The organism is Pseudomonas sp. SCA2728.1_7, assembly GCF_018138145.1.
Classification (GTDB): domain Bacteria; phylum Pseudomonadota; class Gammaproteobacteria; order Pseudomonadales; family Pseudomonadaceae; genus Aquipseudomonas; species Aquipseudomonas koreensis_A.
Genome location: NZ_CP073104.1, coordinates 4,682,631 through 4,703,749 on the forward strand (window position 1 = coordinate 4,682,631; position 21,119 = coordinate 4,703,749).

Here is a 21,119-nt window from a genome sequence, read left to right on the forward strand (position 1 = left end):
TCGAGGAACCCGCCATGGCTTTCGAAGCAATGTTCCAGCCGATCCAGATCGGCAAACTGACCATCCGCAACCGCGTGCTCAGCACCGCGCACGCCGAGGTCTACGCAACGGACGGTGGCATGACCACCGACCGCTACGTCAAGTATTACGAAGAGAAAGCCAAGGGCGGCATCGGCCTGGCAATCTGCGGCGGCTCCTCCGTGGTCGCTATCGACAGCCCGCAGGAATGGTGGAGCTCGGTGAACTTGTCCACCGACCGGATCATTCCGCATTTCCAGAATCTGGCCGACGCCATGCACAAGCATGGCGCCAAGATCATGATTCAGATTACCCACATGGGCCGCCGTTCGCGTTGGGACGGCTTCAACTGGCCGACCCTGATGTCGCCGTCGGGCATCCGTGAGCCAGTGCACCGCGCAACTTGCAAAACCATTGAACCGGAAGAAATCTGGCGGGTGATCGGCAACTATGCCCAGGCCGCGCGCCGGGCCAAGGCCGGTGGTCTTGACGGCGTTGAACTGTCGGCGGTGCACCAGCACATGATCGACCAGTTCTGGAGCCCGCGCGTCAACAAGCGTACCGATGAGTGGGGCGGCACCTTCGAAGGCCGGATGAAGTTCGGTCTGGAAGTACTGAAAGCCGTGCGCGCCGAGGTCGGTGACGACTTCTGCGTGGGCATGCGTCTGTGCGGTGACGAGTTCCACCCGGACGGCTTGTCCCACGAGGACATGAAGCAGATCGCCAAGTATTACGACGACACCGGCATGCTCGACTTTATCGGTGTGGTCGGCTCGGGTTGTGACACTCACAACACCCTGGCCAACGTGATTCCGAACATGAGTTATCCACCGGAGCCGTTCCTGCATCTGGCCGCCGGGATCAAGGAAGTGGTCAAGGTGCCGGTGCTACACGCCCAGAACATCAAGGACCCGAACCAGGCCACGCGCATTCTTGAGGGCGGTTACGTCGACATGGTCGGCATGACCCGCGCGCACATCGCTGACCCGCACCTGATCGCCAAGATCAAGATGGGCCAGATCGACCAGATCAAACAGTGCGTCGGCGCCAACTATTGCATCGACCGCCAGTATCAAGGCCTCGACGTGCTGTGCATCCAGAACGCCGCGACGTCCCGTGAGTACATGGGCGTGCCGCACATCATCGAGAAATCCACCGGACCGAAACGCAAAGTCGTTGTGGTCGGTGCCGGCCCGGCCGGGATGGAAGCGGCCCGTGTTGCTGCCGAGCGTGGCCACGACGTGACCCTTTTCGAGAAGAAGGAATTCATCGGCGGGCAGATCACCACCGCGTCGAAATCGCCGCAGCGCGATCAGATCGCCGGCATCACCCGCTGGTTCCAGTTGGAACTGGCGCGGCTGAAAGTCGATCTGCGCCTGGGCACGGCGGCCGATGCCGAGACCATCATGGACTTGCGTCCGGATGTAGTGGTGCTGGCGGTCGGCGGGCATCCGTATCTGGAGCAGAACGAACACTGGGGCGCCGCCGAAGGGCTGGTGGTCAGCAGTTGGGACGTGCTCGACGGCAAGGTCGCGCCGGGCAAGAACGTGCTGGTCTACGACACGATTTGCGAGTTCACCGGGATGTCGGTTGCCGATTTCCTCGCCGACAAAGGCAGCCAGGTCGAGATCGTCACCGACGACATCAAACCGGGTGTGGCCATCGGCGGTACGTCGTTCCCGACCTACTACCGCAGCATGTACCCGAAAGAAGTGATCATGACCGGCGACATGATGCTGGAGAAGGTCTACCGCGAAGGCGACAAACTGGTCGCGGTGCTGGAGAACGAATACACCGGCGCCAAGGAGGAGCGGGTGGTCGATCAGGTGGTGGTGGAAAACGGCGTGCGGCCGGATGAGGAAATCTACTACGCGCTCAAAGAAGGTTCGCGCAACAAGGGCCAGATCGACGTCGAAGCGTTGTTCGCGATCCAGCCGCAACCTTCGCTGAGCGAGGCGGGCGACGGCTACTTGCTGTTCCGCATCGGCGACTGCGTGGCGCAGCGCAACACGCACGCCGCGATCTATGACGCCCTGCGGCTCTGCAAGGATTTCTAACGGCTTGTGGATCCCCTTGTAGGAGTGAGCCTGCTCGCGATGAACGATAACGCGGTCTGTCTGATACACCGTGGAGACTGAATCGCGAGCAGGCTCACTCCTACAGGAATCGGGCAAGGCATCCAGGTAGTTTGGCCTGCAAGACCCTGCGGTCTTTGGGAGCTTCACCTATGTTGAACACCCTTCTTCCAATCCTGTTGTTCGCCGCTCTGGGCCTTGGTGTCCTCGGCGCGCTGCGGCGGGTGGCCATGTGGCGCCGGGGCCGGGCCTCGAAGGTCGATCTGATCGGCGGCCTGTTGGCCATGCCCAAGCGTTACATGGTCGACTTGCACCACGTGGTGGCGCGGGACAAATACATCGCCAACACCCACGTCGCTACAGCGGGCGGTGCGGTGGCGTCGATTGTACTGGCGCTGCTGGTCCACGGTTTCGGCCTGCACAGCCGCATTCTCGGTTACGCCTTGCTGCTGATGACGGCAGTGATGTTTGTTGGTGCGATTTTCGTTTACCTGCGTCGGCGCAACCCGCCGGCGCGGTTGTCGAAAGGCCCGTGGATGCGCCTGCCGAAAAGCCTGTTGGCGTTCTCGGCGTCGTTCTTTCTGCTGACCTTGCCGGTGGCCGGGATTCTGCCGGAGAACTTCGGTGGCTGGGTGCTCGCGGCGATCTTGGGCATCGGTGTGCTATGGGGTGTGTCGGAACTGTTTTTCGGCATGACCTGGGGCGGGCCGATGAAACACGCCTTCGCCGGTGCCTTGCACCTGGCTTGGCACCGTCGCGCCGAGCGTTTTGGTGGTGGTCGTTCCACGGGTTTGAAGCCGTTGGATTTGAACGATCCGAGCGCGCCACTGGGTGTGGAAAAACCCAAGGATTTCACCTGGAACCAGTTGCTCGGTTTCGATGCCTGCGTGCAGTGCGGCAAATGCGAAGCGGCGTGCCCGGCTTTCGCCGCCGGCCAGCCGCTGAACCCGAAAAAACTGATTCAGGACATGGTCGTCGGCCTCGCCGGTGGCACCGACGCGAAGTTCGCCGGCAGTCCTTATCCCGGCAAACCGATCGGCGAACACTCGGGCAATCCACATCAACCGATCGTCAATGGTCTGGTCGATGCGGAAACCCTGTGGTCGTGCACCACCTGCCGCGCCTGCGTCGAGGAGTGCCCGATGATGATTGAGCACGTCGACGCCATCGTCGACATGCGCCGTCACCTGACCCTGGAAAAAGGCGCGACGCCGAACAAGGGCGCCGAAGTCCTCGAAAACCTCATCGCCACCGACAACCCTGGCGGTTTTGCACCGGGCGGGCGGATGAACTGGGCGGCGGATTTGAACCTCAATCTGCTCAGCGAAAAGAAATCCACCGACGTGCTGTTCTGGGTCGGCGACGGCGCCTTCGACATGCGCAACCAGCGCACCTTGCGCGCGTTCGTCAAAGTGCTGAAAGCGGCAAAGATCGATTTTGCAGTGCTCGGTCTCGAAGAGCGCGACAGCGGCGATGTAGCCCGGCGTCTCGGCGATGAAGCAACCTTTCAGTTGCTTGCCAAACGCAACATCCAGACCCTGGCCAAATACAGTTTCAACCGCATCGTCACCTGTGATCCGCACAGTTTCCATGTGCTGAAAAACGAGTACGGCGCGTTCGACGGCAACTACCTGGTGCAGCACCACAGCACCTACATGGCAGAAATCATTCAGGCCGGCGCGCTGAACCTCGGTCAGCACAAAGGCAACAGCGTGACTTATCACGACCCGTGCTACCTCGGCCGCTACAACGGCGAATACGAAGCGCCGCGCGAAGTGCTGCGTGCGCTCGGTATCGAAGTCAAAGAGATGCAACGTTCCGGCTTCCGCTCGCGCTGCTGCGGTGGCGGTGGCGGGGCGCCGATCACCGACATTCCGGGCAAGCAGCGGATTCCCGACATGCGCATGGACGACATCCGCGAGACCGGCGCCGAATTGGTGGCGGTGGGTTGTCCACAATGCACGGCGATGCTCGAAGGCGTGGTCGAACCGCGTCCGCTGATCAAGGACATCGCCGAACTGGTGGCCGACGCGCTGCTCGAAGACGCCGCGCCGAGCAAGCCTGCCACCCCGGCCAAACGTGAACCTGCGGAGGCCCACTGATGAGCGACATTATCCGCCGCGACCCCCGCGCCGAATGGATTGCGCGTAACCGCCTGCACCCGCTGCACGCGGCCATGCAACCGGCGCAACACAGCTGGATGGGTCCCAACGGCATCATCCGCAAGAACCTGCACGGCATCGGTTTTACCGGCCCCAACGGCATCAAGCGGATCGACCGCAGCGGCGCGCAACAGGGCGGGGCGGTCAAACGTTCGGCCGCGGTTGAAGTGCAATTGCCGCTGCATCAGGTACCGGCCCCGGCGTTCTATATCAGCGTGGTACCGGACATGGTCGGTGGCCGCTTGAGCAGTCACGACCGTGATTTGCTTGGCCTCGCCCATCAACTCGCCGGCCAGGACGGTGCGGTGTTGGCGGTGGTCTTTGGCGAGCACAAGGAAAACGCTTTCGCCACCGCAGGCGTCGATCGCTTGCTGGTGCTGGAAGGCGAGGAATTCAGCGGTTATGCACCGGAGCAACGAGTGCAAGGTTTGCGCGCTGTGGATAACCAGTTCAACCCGCGTCACTGGCTGCTACCGGACAGCCGCAGCGGTGGCGGCGAACTCGGTCGACGCTTTGCGGCGGCACTGGGCGAGCGCCCGGCCACGCGGGTCTGGCAGGTCAAGGATCAGGAGTGCATCGGCCGCGCTGGTGCTGGGCTGCAAGACCTCGCCCGTCCCGTTGCAAGGTTGATTCTGGCTGCCGCCGAATGCGCCGAGCCGGTCAGCGAAACCCGTCATGAAGCGTTGCCGGTGGAGTTATCCACAAGTGTCGCGCGCAGCTTGTCGCGGATCGAAGATCTCGGCGCGGTGGCGGTCGACCCGGCGGCGATTCCGATGGCCGAAGCGGAGTTCATTTTCTCCGGCGGCAACGGCGTCAAGGACTGGCAGCTGTTCCACGAAACGGCGGCGGCACTCGGCGCTACCGAAGGCGCTTCGCGGGTCGCCGTCGACGATGGCTTCATGGCCCGTGATCGTCAGGTCGGCGCGTCCGGCACCTGGGTCACCGCGCGGGTCTATGTGGCTGTGGGTATCTCCGGCGCGATCCAGCACCTGCAAGGCATTGGTGCTTGCGACAAGGTGGTGGCAATCAACCTTGATCCAGGCTGCGACATGATCAAGCGTGCCGATTTGTCGGTGATCGGCGAGAGCGCAGAGATTCTGCAGGCGTTGATCGAAGCGGTCGCGGCTTACCGCAACGAAGCCAAGCGCGATGCGGCTTAAGGAAACGCTATGAACACGAAAGTTATCAGTCTGGTTTCAATCGGCGCCCACCCGACTTCCGGCAGGCCACGCCGCGCCGACCAGGATGCCCGCGCGGTGGAACTCGGTTTGCAATTGGCTGGGGATAACCTGCAAGTGCTGCATGCCGGCGACGTCGCGGAACCGGCGTTGCGCGCCTACTTGGGCATGGGTCTGGAACAGATGCATGTGCTGGAGCAACCGGCTGGCGCCGATGCGCTGCCGGCGCTGACCGCGTATCTGCGCGATGCCGGTGCGCAAGTTGTGCTGACCGGCAGCCAGGCGGAAACCGGCGAGGGTTCGGGGATGCTGCCGTTCTTGTTGGCGGAAGGTTTGGGTTGGCCGCTGGTGGTTGGGCTGGCGCAGGTCGAGTCGATCAATGACGGTTCGGCGCTGGTGCTGCAAGCCTTGCCGCGTGGACAGCGGCGACGGTTGAAGGTCAAGCTGCCGTTTCTCGCGACTGTGGATAACGCTGCGCCGAAACCTCGGCAGAGTGCCTACGGGCCGGCGCGCCGGGGTGTTTTGCAGGCTGAAGACGTCGAAGTGGTGGACGATGAGTTGCTCGCGGTTGCCACTTTGCAAGCGGCCAAGCCACGGCCGAAACGCTTGAAGGTGATCAAGGCCAAAAGCGGGGCGGACCGGATGAAGGCCGCGACGGCCAAGGCCAGTGGTGGCGGGGGGCAGGTGCTCAAGGGAGTCACCGCACAGGCCGGTGCTGAAGCGATTCTCAAGTTGCTGATTGAAGAGGGTGTTGTTCGCTGAAAAGCCCCCTCACCCTAGCCCTCTCCCGGAGGGAGAGGGGACCGACCGAGTGGTATTGGCTAATTACATCGACCTGCGATTGCGCGGTGACCTTGGTTTGGCCAAGCCTGAGATCACACTGAACGTTCAGGTCGGCGTACCTCGCATAAGCGGCTCCCTCACCCCAGCCCTCTCCCTCCGGGAGAGGGCTGGGCGGGCGGCGTTCCGATGAGGGCAACTGCTTACCCACAATCCCTGTTGGCGGATCTGTGGATAACATGTTCGCCCCTCTCCAGACCCCACGCCAATCAAGCCCTGCAGCCACCCGATTAAAAAACGATCAACCTAACTAACGGTTTTTACGGGATTTTTCCGCGGGATAACTTTATAAGTTGCCCCCAATCTCTGTTGGCGCTTCTGTGGATAAGATGTTCGCTATCCGCTGAGAGCTATATAAGACGTGGCTTCTAGAGATTTGATCAATAACTGATCAATCTACGCTTTTGACCGATTAAATCACCCGTAGCGCCTGATTTTTCACAGCCTTCAGCGCTTTTCCACAGAAGATGCAAAGTTACCCCCGAACTCTGTTGGCGCTTCTGTGGATAACGTGTTTGCCATCCTCTACAGGCCATACAGAACGTGGGTTACAAGAATATGATCAAAAATCAACCAATGCGCCTTGCAAACCGTGCTTCTGGATAAGTCACGATTTTTCTTCACAAATCAGTCAGTTATTTTTTCGTTCATCCACAGTTACCCCCATTTGCTGTGGGTGGGTGTGTGGATAACTTGTTTGCGGAAGGCTGGGAGGCTTGGTGGGTATAGGGTGTGGGGTGATTGATCAGAAATTGTGCAATCAAGGTGTAGGGCTGTGGTGAATGTGAAATAGCTATCGCGAGCAGGCTCACTCCTACAGGGGAACGCATTCCAAATGTAGGAGTAAGCCTGCTCCGGGCGGCGATCCGACGATGCCTTTGCTTTTAGCCCTGAACGGGGACGCCTTTGAGGTACGGCGCAGGCTCGGCGCCGAGGTTGCTCAGCAGACGCTCGCTGTACCAATCGACAAAGTTGACCACGCCAAATTCATAGGTCTTCGAATAAGGCCCAGGCTGATACGCCGTCGAGTTGATCCCGCGCTGATTCTCTTCCGCCAGTCGGCGGTCCTGATCATTGGTCGCGTCCCACACCTGACGCATGCGCTCGACGTCGTAATCGACGCCCTCAACCGCATCCTTGTGCACGATCCACTTGGTGGTGACCATGGTTTCCTGCGCGCTGATCGGCCACACCGTGAAGACGATGATGTGGTCGCCCATGCAGTGGTTCCACGAGTGCGGCAGGTGCAGGATGCGCATCGAACCCAGATCCGGGTTCTTGATCCGCCCCATCAGTTTCGCGCAGCCCTGTTTGCCGTCGAGGGTCATCGACACGGTGCCCTTGAGCAGCGGCATGCGCACGATGCGGTTACGCAGGCCGAAGCTGGCGTGGGCGTAAGGAATCTTCTCGGCTTCCCAGGCAGCAGCGGACGCAGCAACGTGATCCTTGAACGCCTGATCGGCGCGCGGGTCGGTGACGTCGTCCCATTCCAGCAGGGTTTTCAACAGTTCCGGGTGCGACGCGTTGCAGTGGTAGCACTCGCGGTTGTTTTCCAGCACCAGTTTCCAGTTGGCTTTTTCCATCAAGGTGGTGGTGATCGCCACCTTGGTGTTCTCCATGTCGTACGGTTCCATGTAATGGTTCAGTGTCGACAGGAAGTCATCGATGGCCGGCGGGTTCTCGGCCAGGCTGATGAAGATGTAACCGCCGGCAGTCTTCACGTTCACCGGTTTGAGGCCGTACTGCTTCATGTCGAAGTCGGCGCCCATTTCGGTGCCGGCGAACAGCAGGCGCCCGTCCAGCTCGTACGTCCACTGGTGGTAGTGGCAGACCAGTTTGGCGACCTTGCCTTTTTCACTGGTGCACAGACGCGAGCCACGGTGGCGGCAGACGTTGTGGAACGCATGGACCACGCCCTCGGCGCCACGAATGACGATGATCGGGTTCTTGCCGATCTGCAGCGTCAAGTAGTTGCCCTTGGCCGGGATCTCGCAGGTCATGCCGGCGATCAACCACTCTTTCTGGAAGATCTCCTGCATGTCGATATCGAACAACCGCTCATCGCTGTAGAACGGTTGCGGCAGCGAAAACGTCCGCTCGCGCTCCTGGAGCATTTGTGCGGTGGCCTTGCGTGCGGGTTCCAGCGGATCGCCCAGGCTGATTTTTGCGGTGACGTCCATCGATGTGATCCTCATGGCCATCTGCGTGGCCGGCGAAAAGTGGCTGATCAGGTGTGCTGCTAACGGTTGCTACGCAAGGTGTAAAGAAGCTGTCTTGGTGTTGGGGCGAGTGTGGGCCCGGCGCAGGGCGCAACCTTATCCATGGGCGACATGGTGCAATCTGTTCCCGACGCGCAACACCCGGTGGTTGGGGGCTGGTCGCGATAAGTATGCCGATGTCGCGGATAGGTAAACGGGCGGTTCGCGCTATACGCAGAATCGCCGACATGAGGCCGACAGTCGGCCGTGGAGAACAGCATGTCCAACAGCTTCCTGAATCCGGTCACCACCCAGACCTGGGCCAATGGCCGACACATCGTCCGTTGCGTCAAAGTCATCCAGGAAACCTGGGACGTGCGCACCTTCTGCTTTATGGCTGACCAGCCGATCCTGTTCTTCTTCAAACCCGGGCAGTTCGTCACCCTGGAGCTGGAAATCGAAGGCCAGCCGATCATGCGCTCGTACACGATTTCCAGTTCGCCGTCGGTGCCGTACAGTTTTTCGGTGACGATCAAACGGGTGCCGGGTGGCAAGGTGTCCAACTGGCTGCACGATACGCTGCATGAAGGCCAAGAACTGGCGGTGCACGGGCCGGTCGGGCTGTTCAATGCCATCGACTTCCCGAGCCCGAAAGTGCTCTACCTGAGCGGCGGCGTTGGTATCACGCCGTGCATGTCGATGGCGCGCTGGTTTTACGACACCAACGCCAACGTCGACATGACCTTTATCCACAGCGCGCGCTCACCGAAAGACATCATTTACCACCGCGAGCTGGAGCACATGGCGTCGCGGATCGACAACTTCAGCCTGCACCTGATTTGCGAGAAGCACGGCTTGGGTGAACCGTGGGCCGGTTATCGCGGTTATCTGAACCACAAGATGCTCGAACTGATGGTGCCGGACTTCCTCGAGCGCGAGGTGTTCTGCTGCGGGCCGACGCCGTATATGAATGCGGTCAAGCGCCTGCTGGAAGTGGCTGGTTACGACATGTCGCGTTATCACGAGGAATCGTTCGGTGCCACGCCGCCCGAGGCCCGTGCCGATGCGGTGGAACAGGCCGAGCAGGCTGCGGATGCGCCGGAAATCGATGCGGCGGATCTGCATCAGGTCGAATTCACTTCGTCCGGCAAGAGCATTCGTGTGGCACCGGGCGAGACCGTGCACGCGGCGGCGGCCAAGCTGGGGTTGATGATTCCGAAGGCGTGCGGCATGGGGATTTGCGGGACGTGCAAGGTGCTCAAGCTGGGTGGCGAGGTGGAGATGGAGCACAACGGCGGGATTACCGAGGACGATGAGGCTGAAGGGTTTATCTTGTCGTGCTGCAGTGTGCCGAAGGGGGATGTGCGCATCGATTTTTGAGTGGGGGGGATTTTTGCGTACGGCTTGCCCCTCACCCCAGCCCTCTCCCAGAGGGAGAGGGGGCCGACGGAGGTGTCTGGCGTTCTGCATCGACCTGAACGACCTTATCGATTATGGATTCGGCAAAGCAGTTTCACGTCGGCGTAATTCTCAAATATCCCCCAATCAGTCCCCTCTCCCTCCGGGAGAGGGTTAGGGTGAGGGGGCTTTTTCAGTCAACAAACAAATCCGGCATCAACGCCGCCTCGCTTTCCCGATCAAACCGATAATGATCAAACTCCGCCACACCGCTCTCCCGCAAAATCTCCTCATCAATCAACAACCGCCCAGTGATCTGCCGCTCGCGGCTACCCAAAATCACATGCGCCGCATCCGCCATGATCGCCGGGGTCCGCGCCTGCTTGAACGACTCCCGGCTGCCCAACTGAAACTCAATCGCCGCCGTGGCAATCATCGTCTGCGGCCACAGTGAATTGACGCTGATCCCGTAACTGGCAAATTCCTCGCTCATCCCCAGCGTCAGCATGCTCATGCCGTACTTGGTCACGGTGTACGGACTGAACTGCGCAAACCACTTGTTCGCCAGATTCAGCGGCGGCGACAGATTGAGAATGTGCCCGGCGGATTTCTTCAGATAGGGCAGGGCAGCCTGACTGCACAGCAGCACCGCGCGGGTGTTGATCTGGTGCATCAGGTCGAAACGCTTGAGTTCGATGTGTTGCACACCCGTGAGCTTGATCGCCCCGGCGTTGTTCACCAGTGCATCGATGCCGCCGAAGTGCTCATTGGCCTGCGCAAGCGCTTTGCGCACAGCCTCTTCATCACGCACATCCACTTGCAGGGCCAGAGCCTTGCCGCCCGCCGCCTCGACTTCCGCCGCGACGCTGTGAATGGTCCCGGGTAACTTGGCGTGGGGTTCGGCGCTCTTCGCCGCAATCACGATGTTGGCCCCGTCCCTGGCGGCCCGCAGCGCAATTTCACGACCAATGCCACGGCTGGCGCCGGTGATGAACAGGGTTTTGCCTTGTAACGACATGCCGGTGCTCCTGCTTATTGTTATGTCAGCGGATGGCTCGACAGACAATGTAGACCAAGTCTTCAGGTGCGAACGAGGAGGGCTGAGTGGGCGAGTTTTTGTGGGAGCGAGCCAGCTCCGGGCGGCGTTCCGACGAAAGCGGTGTGTCATTCAACATCTGTGTTGTTTGACACGGCCTCTTCGCGAGCAGGCTCGCTCCCACAGGGGAGGGGGTCTATCAGGCGGACATGACTTCGCGGATGTCGCGAGCCAGTTCGCGGACGCGTTCTTCTTCGGTGTCCCAGGAGCACATGAAGCGTGCGCCGCCCTTGCCGATGAAGGTGTAGAAGCGCCAGTTTTTTGCGGTCAGCGCGGCAATCGCCGGTTCCGACAGTTGCAGGAACACGCCATTGGCCTGTACCGGGAACATCAGTTCGACGCCGGGAATGTCGCTGACCAGTTCTGCCAGCAATTGCGCGCAGTGGTTGGCGTGGCGCGCATATTTCAGCCAGGCGTCGGTTTCGAGGATGCCGACCCACGGTGCCGAGAGGAAGCGCATTTTCGACGCCAGTTGCCCGGCCTGTTTGCAGCGATAGTCGAAGTCTTCCGCCAGCTTGTGGTTGAAGAACAGGATCGCTTCACCCACGGCCATGCCATTTTTCGTGCCGCCGAAGCACAGCACGTCGACACCGGCCTTCCAGGTCAGATCTGCCGGCGAGCAACCGAGGAAGGCGCAGGCGTTGGAGAAGCGTGCGCCGTCCATGTGCAGGTGCAGGCCCAGCTCTTTGCAGGTGGCGCTGATGGCGCGGACTTCTTCCGGGGTGTAGACGCTGCCGACTTCGGTGGCCTGGGTCAGGGTGACCACGCGCGGTTTCGGGTAGTGAATGTCCTGACGCTTGAGCGCGACTTCGCGGATCGATTGCGGGGTGATCTTGCCGTTTTCGGTGCCAGCGATCAGCAGTTTCGAACCGTTGGAGAAGAATTCCGGTGCGCCGCATTCGTCGGTTTCGACGTGAGCGGTTTCCGAGCAGATCACGCTGTGGTAACTCTGACACAGCGACGACAGGGCCAGCGAGTTGGCGGCGGTGCCGTTGAAGGCGAAGAACACTTCGCAGTCGGTTTCGAACAGTTTGCGGAAATGATCGGACGCGCGAGCGGTCCATTCATCGTCGCCATACGCGCGTTGGTGGCCGTGGTTGGCCTGCTCCATCGCAGCCCAGGCTTCAGGGCAGATACCGGAGTAGTTGTCGCTGGCGAATTGTTGGCTCTTGTCGGTCATGGCCGGCTTCCGTGGTCGAGACTCTTGTGAAGGCTCGTGGTCAATGATGATGCGCACTTTACCGAAGATCTTCCGGGGAGCACACGGGATGTCGCTGGCAGAACATTACATGGACGCAGGCCGATTATGCACCTGAGAAAACGCGACGGCGCGCTGGATCTGCTCAAGTGGCTGGCGCTGCTGAGCATGTTGCTCGATCACCTGCGATATGTCGGGTTCTCCGCCGATTGGCTGTACGTGCCGGGGCGGCTGGCGTTTCCGTGGTTTTGTCTGGCGATGGCGGCGAATCTTTCGCGCGATGGTTCGCGGAGGATGGAATGGCGGTATCTGGGCTGGTTGTTGCTGTTCAGTGCGGTGAGTGAAATTCCTTACCGGTTGTACATTCCAGAGCCGGACACGTTGAACGTGATGCCGACGTTGGCGTTGGGTTTGCTAGTGGCGCGGGGGTGGCAGGATCCCTCGATCATGTCGCGATTGCTGGGCGTTGCTGCGCTGGTGCTGGCGATAGTTTTCCCGGAGCGGCTTATGTTTGGTTTCTTCGGGGTGTTGCTGCCGCTGGCGATGCTGTTGGTGTTTCGCCGCCCTTGGTACTTCAGCTTGCTGCCGGGTTTGATATGCCTCGCAGCGAATCAGTGGCAAGTGCTTTACGACTCGGCAAGGTTCGGTAGCAGCGTCGCCATTCTTGGCATTGCCACCTGTCTGTTTGCGCCCATGCTCGGAATGTTCCTGTTGCGACATGCGCGACATCTTCAGCCGCCACCGATGCGGCGCTGGGCCTATGCCCTCTATCCCGCGCATTTTCTCCTCCTGCTCACGGTTCGCCAGTTGATCGCATAACCCCCTGTAGGAGTGAGCCTGCTCGCGATGGCGGCGTATCAGCCAACATTTGCTTAGCTGACCCACCGCCATCGCGAGCAGGCTCACTCCTACAGGGGATCTGTGCAGATTCAACAAGCCATTTCAGGCCATGTCGTAAACGCACCTTTGCGTGGCGCGCGCAGGCATTTGAGCTGTCTGCGCCGGTCATACCATCGGCATCAAAGGGCACTGCCTTCATTGCCAGTGCCTTACCGAGACGAATGGCGCACAGATGCCGCTGGGAGAGACGCGATGTTCAGCAAGCAAGACCAGATCCAGGGTTACGACGATGCACTGCTGGCGGCGATGAATGCCGAGGAGCAACGTCAGGAAGATCACATCGAGCTGATCGCGTCGGAGAACTACACCAGCAAACGCGTGATGCAAGCGCAAGGCAGCGGCCTCACCAACAAATACGCCGAAGGCTATCCGGGCAAGCGCTACTACGGTGGCTGCGAGCACGTCGATAAAGTCGAAGCGCTGGCCATCGAACGCGCCAAGCAACTGTTCGGCGCCGATTACGCCAACGTCCAGCCGCACTCCGGTTCCTCCGCCAACAGCGCCGTGTACCTGGCGCTGATCCAGCCGGGCGACACCATCCTCGGCATGAGCCTGGCCCACGGCGGTCACCTGACCCACGGCGCCAAAGTGTCGTCCTCAGGCAAGCTCTACAACGCGGTGCAGTACGGCATCAACACTGACACCGGGCTGATCGATTACGACGAAGTCGAGCGTCTGGCCGTTGAATCCAAGCCGAAAATGATCGTCGCCGGTTTCTCCGCATACTCGAAGACTCTGGACTTCCCGCGCTTCCGTCAGATCGCTGACAAGGTCGGTGCGCTGTTGTTCGTCGACATGGCCCACGTCGCCGGTCTGGTCGCCGCCGGTCTGTACCCGAACCCGCTGCCGTACGCCGACGTCGTTACCACCACCACGCACAAAACCCTGCGCGGTCCACGTGGCGGCTTGATCCTGGCCAAGTCCAACGAAGAGATCGAGAAGAAGCTCAACGCTGCCGTGTTCCCCGGCGCTCAGGGCGGCCCGCTGATGCACGTCATCGCCGGTAAAGCCGTGTGCTTCAAGGAAGCGCTGGAGCCAGGCTTCAAGGCGTATCAGCAACAAGTGATCGACAACGCTCAGGCGATGGCCAGCGTGTTTATCAAACGTGGCTACGATGTAGTGTCCGGCGGCACCGACAACCACTTGTTCCTGGTCAGCCTGATCCGTCAGGGCCTGACCGGCAAAGACGCCGACGCCGCCCTTGGCCGCGCGCACATTACCGTCAACAAGAACGCCGTGCCGAACGACCCGCAATCGCCGTTCGTCACCTCGGGCCTGCGCATCGGCACCCCTGCGGTCACTACTCGCGGCTTCAAAGTGACCCAGTGCGAAGTGTTGGCCGGCTGGATCTGCGACATCCTCGACAACCTTGGCGATGCCGATGTCGAGGCCAATGTTGCCCAGCAAGTGTCGGCCCTGTGCGCAGACTTCCCGGTTTATCGCTGAGTGTTCTGGAGTAACTGACTATGCAACGCTATTCGGGCTTCGGCCTCTTCAAACACTCCCTCAGCCACCACGAAAACTGGCAGCGCATGTGGCGCACGCCGACGCCGAAGAAGGTCTACGACGTGGTTATCGTCGGCGGCGGCGGGCACGGTCTGGCGACGGCTTACTATCTGGCCAAAGAGCACGGCATCACCAATGTGGCCGTGGTCGAGAAAGGCTGGCTGGGCGGCGGTAACACCGCGCGCAACACCACCATCGTGCGCTCCAACTACCTGTGGGACGAGTCGGCGCACCTCTACGAACACGCGATGAAATTGTGGGAAGGCCTGTCCCAGGATCTCAACTACAACGTGATGTTCTCCCAGCGTGGCGTCTACAACCTGTGTCACACCCTGCAGGACATCCGTGATTCCGAGCGTCGGGTCAGCGCCAACCGCCTCAACGGCGTCGATGGCGAGCTGCTCAACGCCAAGCAAGTCGCTGACGAGATTCCGTACCTCGACTGCTCGAAAAACACCCGCTACCCAGTGTTGGGCGCGACCGTGCAGCGTCGCGGCGGCGTCGCCCGTCACGATGCCGTGGCGTGGGGCTTTGCCCGTGCCGCCGATGCCTTGGGCGTGGACTTGATCCAGCAGACCGAAGTCATCGGTTTCCGTAAGGAAAACGGCGTATGCATCGGTGTTGAAACCAACAAGGGTTTCATCGGCGCCAAGCGCGTCGGCGTGGTCACGGCCGGTAACTCCGGGCACATGGCCAAACTCGCCGGTTTCCGTCTGCCGATCGAATCCCACCCGCTGCAGGCGCTGGTGTCCGAGCCGATCAAACCGATTATCGACAGCGTGATCATGTCCAACGCCGTGCACGGTTACATCAGCCAGTCCGACAAGGGCGACCTGGTGATCGGTGCCGGTATCGACGGCTACAACGGCTACGGCCAGCGCGGTTCGTACCCGGTGATCGAACACACCATTCAGGCCATCGTCGAGATGTTCCCGGTGTTGTCCCGCGTACGCATGAACCGTCAGTGGGGCGGCATCGTCGACACCACCCCGGACGCTTGCCCGATCATTTCGAAAACCCCGGTACCGAACATGTTCTTCAACTGCGGTTGGGGCACCGGCGGTTTCAAAGCCACACCTGGCTCGGGCAACGTGTTTGCCGCGAGTCTGGCCAAGGGTGAAATGCACCCATTGGCCGCACCGTTTTCCATCGACCGTTTCCACAACGGCGCACTCATCGACGAACACGGCGCTGCTGCCGTCGCCCACTAACAGGAGAAATCCCCATGTTGCATATCTTCTGTCCTCACTGCGGCGAACTGCGCTCCGAAGAGGAATTCCACGCATCCGGCCAGGCGCACATTCCGCGTCCACTGGATCCCGGCGCCTGCACCGACGAGGAGTGGGGCGACTACATGTTCTTCCGCGACAACCCGCGCGGTCTGCACCACGAACTGTGGGATCACGTCGCCGGTTGCCGCCAGTACTTCAACGTCACCCGCGACACCGTGACCTACGAGATTCTCGAAACCTACAAGATCGGCACCAAGCCGCAATTCACCGACAAGGCTGATACGGCGAAAACAGCCACGACGGCGCTGGGAGAGAAGGTATGAGCCAGACCAATCGCCTGTCCAACGGTGGACGGATCGACCGCAACAAAGTGCTGAGCTTCACCTTCAACGGTCAGAGCTACAAAGGCTTCGAGGGTGACTCGCTGGCCGCCGCGCTGATCGCCAACGGCGTCGACATCATCGGCCGCAGCTTCAAGTATTCGCGTCCTCGCGGGATCTTCGCCGCCGGTGCCGAAGAGCCGAACGCGGTGCTGCAGATCGGTGCCACCGAAGCTACGCAGATCCCCAACGTGCGCGCCACGCAACAGGCGTTGTATCAAGGGCTGGTCGCGACCAGTACCAACGGCTGGCCGAGCGTCAACAACGACATGATGGGCATTCTTGGCAAGGTCGGCGGCAAGCTGATGCCGCCGGGTTTCTACTACAAAACCTTCATGTACCCGCAATCGTTCTGGATGACCTACGAGAAGTACATTCGCAAGGCTGCCGGTCTCGGCCGTTCGCCGACCGAGAACGATCCGGACACCTACGACTACATGAACCAGCACTGCGACGTGCTGATCGTCGGCGCTGGCCCGGCCGGTCTCGCCGCTGCCCTGGCCGCTGCGCGCAGCGGTGCCCGAGTTATTCTTGCCGATGAGCAGGAAGAGTTCGGCGGCAGCCTGCTCGACTCGCGTGAAAGCCTCGACGGCAAACCGGCGATGGATTGGGTTGCCAGTGTCATCACTGAACTGAAGAACACCCCGGACGTGCTGCTGTTGCCGCGCGCCACGGTCAACGGTTACCACGACCACAACTTCCTGACCATTCACGAACGCCTTACCGATCACCTCGGTGACCGCGCCCCGATTGGCCAGGTGCGTCAGCGCATTCACCGGGTTCGCGCCAAGCGTGTGGTGCTGGCGACCGGTGCTTGCGAGCGACCGCTGGTTTACGGCAACAACGACGTGCCGGGCAATATGCTCGCCGGTGCGGTGTCGACTTACGTACGTCGCTACGGCGTAGCGCCGGGCAAGAAGCTCGTTCTGTCGACCAATAACGATCATGCCTATCGCGTGGCACTGGATTGGCTCGACGCCAGCCTGCAAGTGGTGGCCATCGCCGATGCGCGCAGCAATCCGCGTGGCGCACTGGTCGAAGAAGCCCGCGCCAAAGGCATCCGCATTCTCACTGGCAGCGCTGTGATCGAAGCCCGTGGCAGCAAGCGCGTGACCGCTGCCCGCGTTGCCGCGATTGATGTGAAGGCTCATGCCGTGACCAGCCCGGGCGAATGGCTCGACTGCGACGTGATTGCCAGTTCCGGTGGTTACAGCCCTGTCGTCCACTTGGCTTCGCACCTCGGTGGCAAGCCGACCTGGCGTGAAGACATCCTCGGTTTCGTGCCGGGCGAAGCACCGCAGAAGCGCGTGTGCGTCGGTGGCATCAACGGCGTCTACGGTCTCGGCGATTCGCTGGCTGACGGTTTCGAAGGTGGCGTGCGCGCGGCCGCTGAAGCCGGTTTCCAGACCGTCGAAGGCGTGCTGCCGAAAGCCCTGAGCCGTCACGAAGAACCGACGCTGGCGCTGTTCCAGGTGCCGCATGAAAAGAACACCGCACGGGCGCCGAAGCAATTCGTCGACCTGCAAAACGACGTGACCGCTGCGGCGATCGAGCTGGCAACCCGCGAAGGTTTCGAGTCGGTCGAGCACGTCAAACGCTACACCGCGCTGGGCTTCGGCACCGATCAGGGCAAGCTCGGCAACGTCAACGGTCTGGCCATCGCCGCTCGCTCGCTGAACGTGACCATCCCGCAGATGGGCACCACGATGTTCCGCCCGAACTACACGCCGGTAACTTTCGGTGCGGTGGCCGGTCGTCACTGTGGGCACATCTTCGAACCGGTGCGTCACACCGCGCTGCATGCCTGGCATGTGAAGAATGGCGCCGAGTTTGAAGACGTCGGTCAGTGGAAACGTCCATGGTACTTCCCGAAAAACGGTGAAGACCTGCATGCCGCTGTGAAGCGCGAATGCAAAGCCGTGCGCGACAGCGTTGGCCTGCTCGATGCCTCGACCCTCGGCAAGATCGACATCCAAGGCCCGGATGCCCGCGACTTCCTCAACCGCGTGTACACCAACGCCTGGACCAAACTCGACGTGGGCAAGGCTCGCTACGGTCTGATGTGCAAAGAAGACGGCATGGTCTTCGACGACGGTGTCACGGCTTGTCTGGCCGACAACCATTTCGTCATGACCACCACCACCGGCGGCGCGGCTCGCGTGCTGCAATGGCTGGAGCTGTACCACCAGACCGAATGGCCGGACATGAAGGTTTACTTCACTTCCGTGACCGACCACTGGGCGACCATGACCCTGTCCGGACCGAACAGCCGCAAGCTGCTCAGCGCCGTGACCGACATTGATCTGAGCAACGAAGCCTTCCCGTTCATGACCTGGAAAGAAGGTCTGGTCGGCGGTGTGCCGGCGCGGGTGTTCCGTATCTCGTTCACCGGTGAACTGTCGTACGAAGTCAACGTGCAGGCCGACTATGCGATGGGCGTGCTGGAGAAAATCGTCGAGGCCGGCAAGCAGTACAACCTGACCCCGTACGGCACTGAAACCATGCACGTCCTGCGTGCCGAGAAGGGTTTCATCATCGTTGGCCAAGACACTGACGGCTCGATGACTCCGGACGATCTGAATATGGGCTGGTGCGTCGGTCGCACCAAACCGTTCTCGTGGATCGGCCAGCGTGGCATGAACCGTGAAGACTGCGTGAAAGATCAGCGTAAGCAACTGGTCGGGTTGAAGCCGATCGATCCGAACGTGTGGCTGCCGGAAGGTGCGCAGTTGGTGTTCAACACCAAGCAGGCGATTCCGATGACCATGGTCGGCCACGTGACCTCCAGCTACGCGCACAACTCCCTCGGTTATTCGTTTGCCATGGGTGTGGTCAAGGGCGGTCTGAAGCGCCTCGGTGAGCGGGTGTTTGCACCGTTGGCCGATGGCAGCGTGATCGAGGCGGAGATTGTTTCTTCGGTGTTCTTCGATCCGAAGGGGGATCGCCAGAATATTTGATGGTTCGGCGCCTGGGGAGTGCAGTTGCACCGCGTTGACTTCATCGCGAGCAGGCTCACTCCTACAGGTGATCGCGTACCCCTTGTAGGAGTGAGCCTGCTCGCGATAGCGGTAGATCTGCCTACACAGGGCTCAAGTCAGAATTCAGCAAAGGTGCTTTATGACCACAGCCAATGTTTACCAACAACGCCCGACCACCGGGGCCCGTGCCGAGTCGTCGCTGCACCATGCCGACCTCGCCAGCCTGGTCGGCAAGGGTCGCAAGAACGCCGGCGTGATCGTGCGTGAAAAGAAACTCCTCGGTCACCTGACCATTCGTGGTGATGGCCACGATGCCGCGTTTGCCGCTGGCGTACATAAAGCGCTGGGCATCGAACTGCCCGGCGCCCTCAGCGTCATCGTCAAAGGTGAAACCAGCCTGCAATGGATGGGCCCGGATGAGTGGCTGCTGATCGTGCCAAGCGGTGAAGAATTCGCCGCCGAACAGAAACTGCGTGAAGCGCTGGGCGATCTGCACATCGCGATCGTCAACGTCAGCGGCGGCCAGCAAGTGCTCGAACTGAGCGGGCCGAACGTGCGCCAGGTGCTGATGAAGTCGACCAGCTACGACGTGCACCCGAATAATTTTCCGGTGGGTAAAGCGGTCGGCACGGTGTTCGCCAAGTCGCAGCTGATGATTCGCCACACCGCTGAAGACACCTGGGAACTGCTGATTCGTCGAAGCTTCTCGGATTACTGGTGGTTGTGGTTGCAGGATGCTTCGGCTGAGTACGGGTTGAGCGTTCAGGCCTGAAAGATCAAGAGCTACCCCCTCACCCCAGCCCTCTCCCCCAGGGGGGAGAGGGGGAAAGGGAGCTGATCTCGGGCGATTTCAACAGCCGAGTCTGGCTGGCGATAGATTTTCCAGAGCTTGAATTCGGCTCGGTATTTCAGGTCGACGTAACACGAAAGAACACCTCGGTCAGTCCCCTCTCCTTCTGGGAGAGGGCTAGGGTGAGGGAAAAACCTGACACCCCGCACAAAGAACAGGAGTCACCGCACCATGAGCCGCGCCCCAGACACATGGATTCTGACCGCCGACTGCCCCAGCGTCCTCGGCACGGTGGACGCGGTCACGCGTTTTCTGTTCGAGCAGAGCTGCTACGTCACCGAGCACCATTCGTTTGATGACCGCCTCTCCGGGCGTTTTTTCATTCGCGTGGAATTCCGCCAGCCCGACGGTTTTGACGAACAAGCCTTCCGCGCCGGCCTCGCCGAACGTGGTCAGGCCTTCGGCATGATCTTCGAGCTGACTGCGCCGAACTACCGGCCAAAAGTGGTGATCATGGTCTCCAAGGCCGATCACTGCCTCAACGACTTGCTCTACCGCCAGCGCATCGGCCAGTTGTCGATGGACGTGGCGGCGGTGGTCTCCAACCATCCGGATTTGAAACCGCTGGCCGACTGGCACCAGATTCCCTACTACCATTTCCCCCTCGACCCCAACGACAAACCGTCGCAGGAGCGTCAGGTGTGGCAGGTGATCGAAGAGTCCGGCGCCGAACTGGTGATCCTCGCCCGCTACATGCAGGTGCTGTCGCCGGAGCTGTGCCGCAAGCTCGATGGCAAGGCGATCAACATCCATCACTCGTTGCTGCCGGGTTTCAAGGGCGCCAAACCGTACCACCAGGCTTACAACAAAGGCGTGAAACTGGTGGGCGCGACGGCGCATTACATCAATAACGACCTCGATGAAGGGCCGATCATTGCCCAGGGCGTCGAGGCGGTGGATCACAGTCATTACCCTGAGGACCTGATTGCCAAGGGGCGCGATATCGAAGGCCTGACGTTGGCGCGAGCGGTTGGGTATCACATTGAGCGAAGGGTTTTCCTCAACGCCAATCGCACGGTCGTTCTTTAGATAGCTATCGCGAGCAGGCTCGCTCCTACAAGGGGTACGCATTCCAATGTAGGAGTGAGCCTGCTCGCGAAGGGGCCATAA

15 protein-coding genes are annotated in these 21,119 nt (G+C 60.8%); 12 read left to right on the forward strand and 3 right to left on the reverse strand.

Annotated elements, in window-relative coordinates; all coding sequences use genetic code 11:
* Positions 1-14: 14 nt before the first annotated feature.
* The 4 genes from dgcA (at position 15) to KBP52_RS20915 (ending at position 6,195) form a co-directional block, all read left to right on the forward strand.
* Positions 15-2,075 (forward strand): dimethylglycine demethylation protein DgcA, encoded by a 2,061-nt coding sequence (dgcA, locus tag KBP52_RS20900; protein WP_212620881.1) that lies wholly within the window; start codon positions 15-17, stop codon positions 2,073-2,075.
* Between the two features lie 170 nt (positions 2,076-2,245).
* Entirely contained in the window at positions 2,246-4,195 is a 1,950-nt protein-coding gene (gene dgcB, locus KBP52_RS20905; protein ID WP_123594003.1) for a dimethylglycine demethylation protein DgcB, read from the forward strand.
* On the forward strand, positions 4,195-5,415 hold the full coding sequence (locus KBP52_RS20910; RefSeq protein WP_212620882.1) for an electron transfer flavoprotein subunit alpha/FixB family protein: 1,221 nt from the start codon (positions 4,195-4,197) through the stop codon (positions 5,413-5,415). Before dgcB ends, KBP52_RS20910 begins: the two co-directional genes overlap by 1 nt.
* Positions 5,416-5,424: 9 nt before the next feature.
* A complete protein-coding gene (locus tag KBP52_RS20915; RefSeq protein WP_077574827.1) occupies positions 5,425-6,195 on the forward strand; it encodes an electron transfer flavoprotein subunit beta in 771 nt (256 codons plus the stop codon).
* Positions 6,196-7,157: 962 nt separating this feature from the next.
* On the opposite strand, the gene gbcA is transcribed toward KBP52_RS20915, so the two are convergent.
* Positions 7,158-8,453 carry a glycine-betaine demethylase subunit GbcA gene (gene gbcA, locus KBP52_RS20920; protein WP_064388154.1) on the reverse strand — a complete coding sequence of 432 codons (1,296 nt, stop codon included), beginning with the start codon at positions 8,451-8,453 and terminating at the stop codon, positions 7,158-7,160.
* Positions 8,454-8,750: 297 nt separating this feature from the next.
* Between gbcA and gbcB the strand changes: the two genes are divergently transcribed.
* Positions 8,751-9,851 carry a glycine-betaine demethylase subunit GbcB gene (gbcB, locus tag KBP52_RS20925; RefSeq protein WP_007911227.1) on the forward strand — a complete coding sequence of 367 codons (1,101 nt, stop codon included), beginning with the start codon at positions 8,751-8,753 and terminating at the stop codon, positions 9,849-9,851.
* A 211-nt stretch (positions 9,852-10,062) separates the two neighbouring features.
* On the opposite strand, the gene KBP52_RS20930 is transcribed toward gbcB, so the two are convergent.
* The gene (locus KBP52_RS20930; protein ID WP_116028354.1) at positions 10,063-10,887 is read right to left on the reverse strand and encodes an NAD(P)-dependent oxidoreductase; all 825 of its coding nucleotides are present in this window, start codon (positions 10,885-10,887) and stop codon (positions 10,063-10,065) included.
* Positions 10,888-11,104: 217 nt separating this feature from the next.
* Positions 11,105-12,145, reverse strand: coding sequence for a low specificity L-threonine aldolase (locus KBP52_RS20935; RefSeq protein ID WP_064119210.1), 1,041 nt, complete (start codon positions 12,143-12,145; stop codon positions 11,105-11,107).
* A 126-nt stretch (positions 12,146-12,271) separates the two neighbouring features.
* Here KBP52_RS20935 and KBP52_RS20940 point away from each other — a divergent pair, with 126 nt between their 5' ends.
* From KBP52_RS20940 to purU, 7 genes are all read left to right on the forward strand, one after another.
* Positions 12,272-12,982 (forward strand): TraX family protein, encoded by a 711-nt coding sequence (locus KBP52_RS20940; RefSeq protein WP_212620883.1) that lies wholly within the window; start codon positions 12,272-12,274, stop codon positions 12,980-12,982.
* Between the two features lie 273 nt (positions 12,983-13,255).
* Complete coding sequence (locus KBP52_RS20945) at positions 13,256-14,509, forward strand: serine hydroxymethyltransferase (protein WP_007913117.1); 1,254 nt, start codon at positions 13,256-13,258, stop codon at positions 14,507-14,509.
* Positions 14,510-14,529: 20 nt separating this feature from the next.
* A complete protein-coding gene (locus KBP52_RS20950) occupies positions 14,530-15,780 on the forward strand; it encodes a sarcosine oxidase subunit beta (RefSeq protein ID WP_034155011.1) in 1,251 nt (416 codons plus the stop codon).
* Between the two features lie 14 nt (positions 15,781-15,794).
* Complete coding sequence (locus KBP52_RS20955; RefSeq protein WP_016986286.1) at positions 15,795-16,124, forward strand: sarcosine oxidase subunit delta; 330 nt, start codon at positions 15,795-15,797, stop codon at positions 16,122-16,124.
* Entirely contained in the window at positions 16,121-19,138 is a 3,018-nt protein-coding gene (locus tag KBP52_RS20960) for a sarcosine oxidase subunit alpha (RefSeq protein ID WP_212620884.1), read from the forward strand. The genes KBP52_RS20955 and KBP52_RS20960 overlap by 4 nt, the downstream gene beginning before the upstream one ends.
* Positions 19,139-19,298: 160 nt before the next feature.
* Positions 19,299-19,931, forward strand: coding sequence for a sarcosine oxidase subunit gamma family protein (soxG, locus tag KBP52_RS20965; protein WP_034155013.1), 633 nt, complete (start codon positions 19,299-19,301; stop codon positions 19,929-19,931).
* A gap of 249 nt (positions 19,932-20,180) precedes the next feature.
* Positions 20,181-21,038: a formyltetrahydrofolate deformylase gene (gene purU, locus KBP52_RS20970; RefSeq protein WP_212620885.1), complete on the forward strand. Its 858-nt coding sequence runs from the start codon at positions 20,181-20,183 to the stop codon at positions 21,036-21,038.
* Positions 21,039-21,119: the final 81 nt, after the last annotated feature.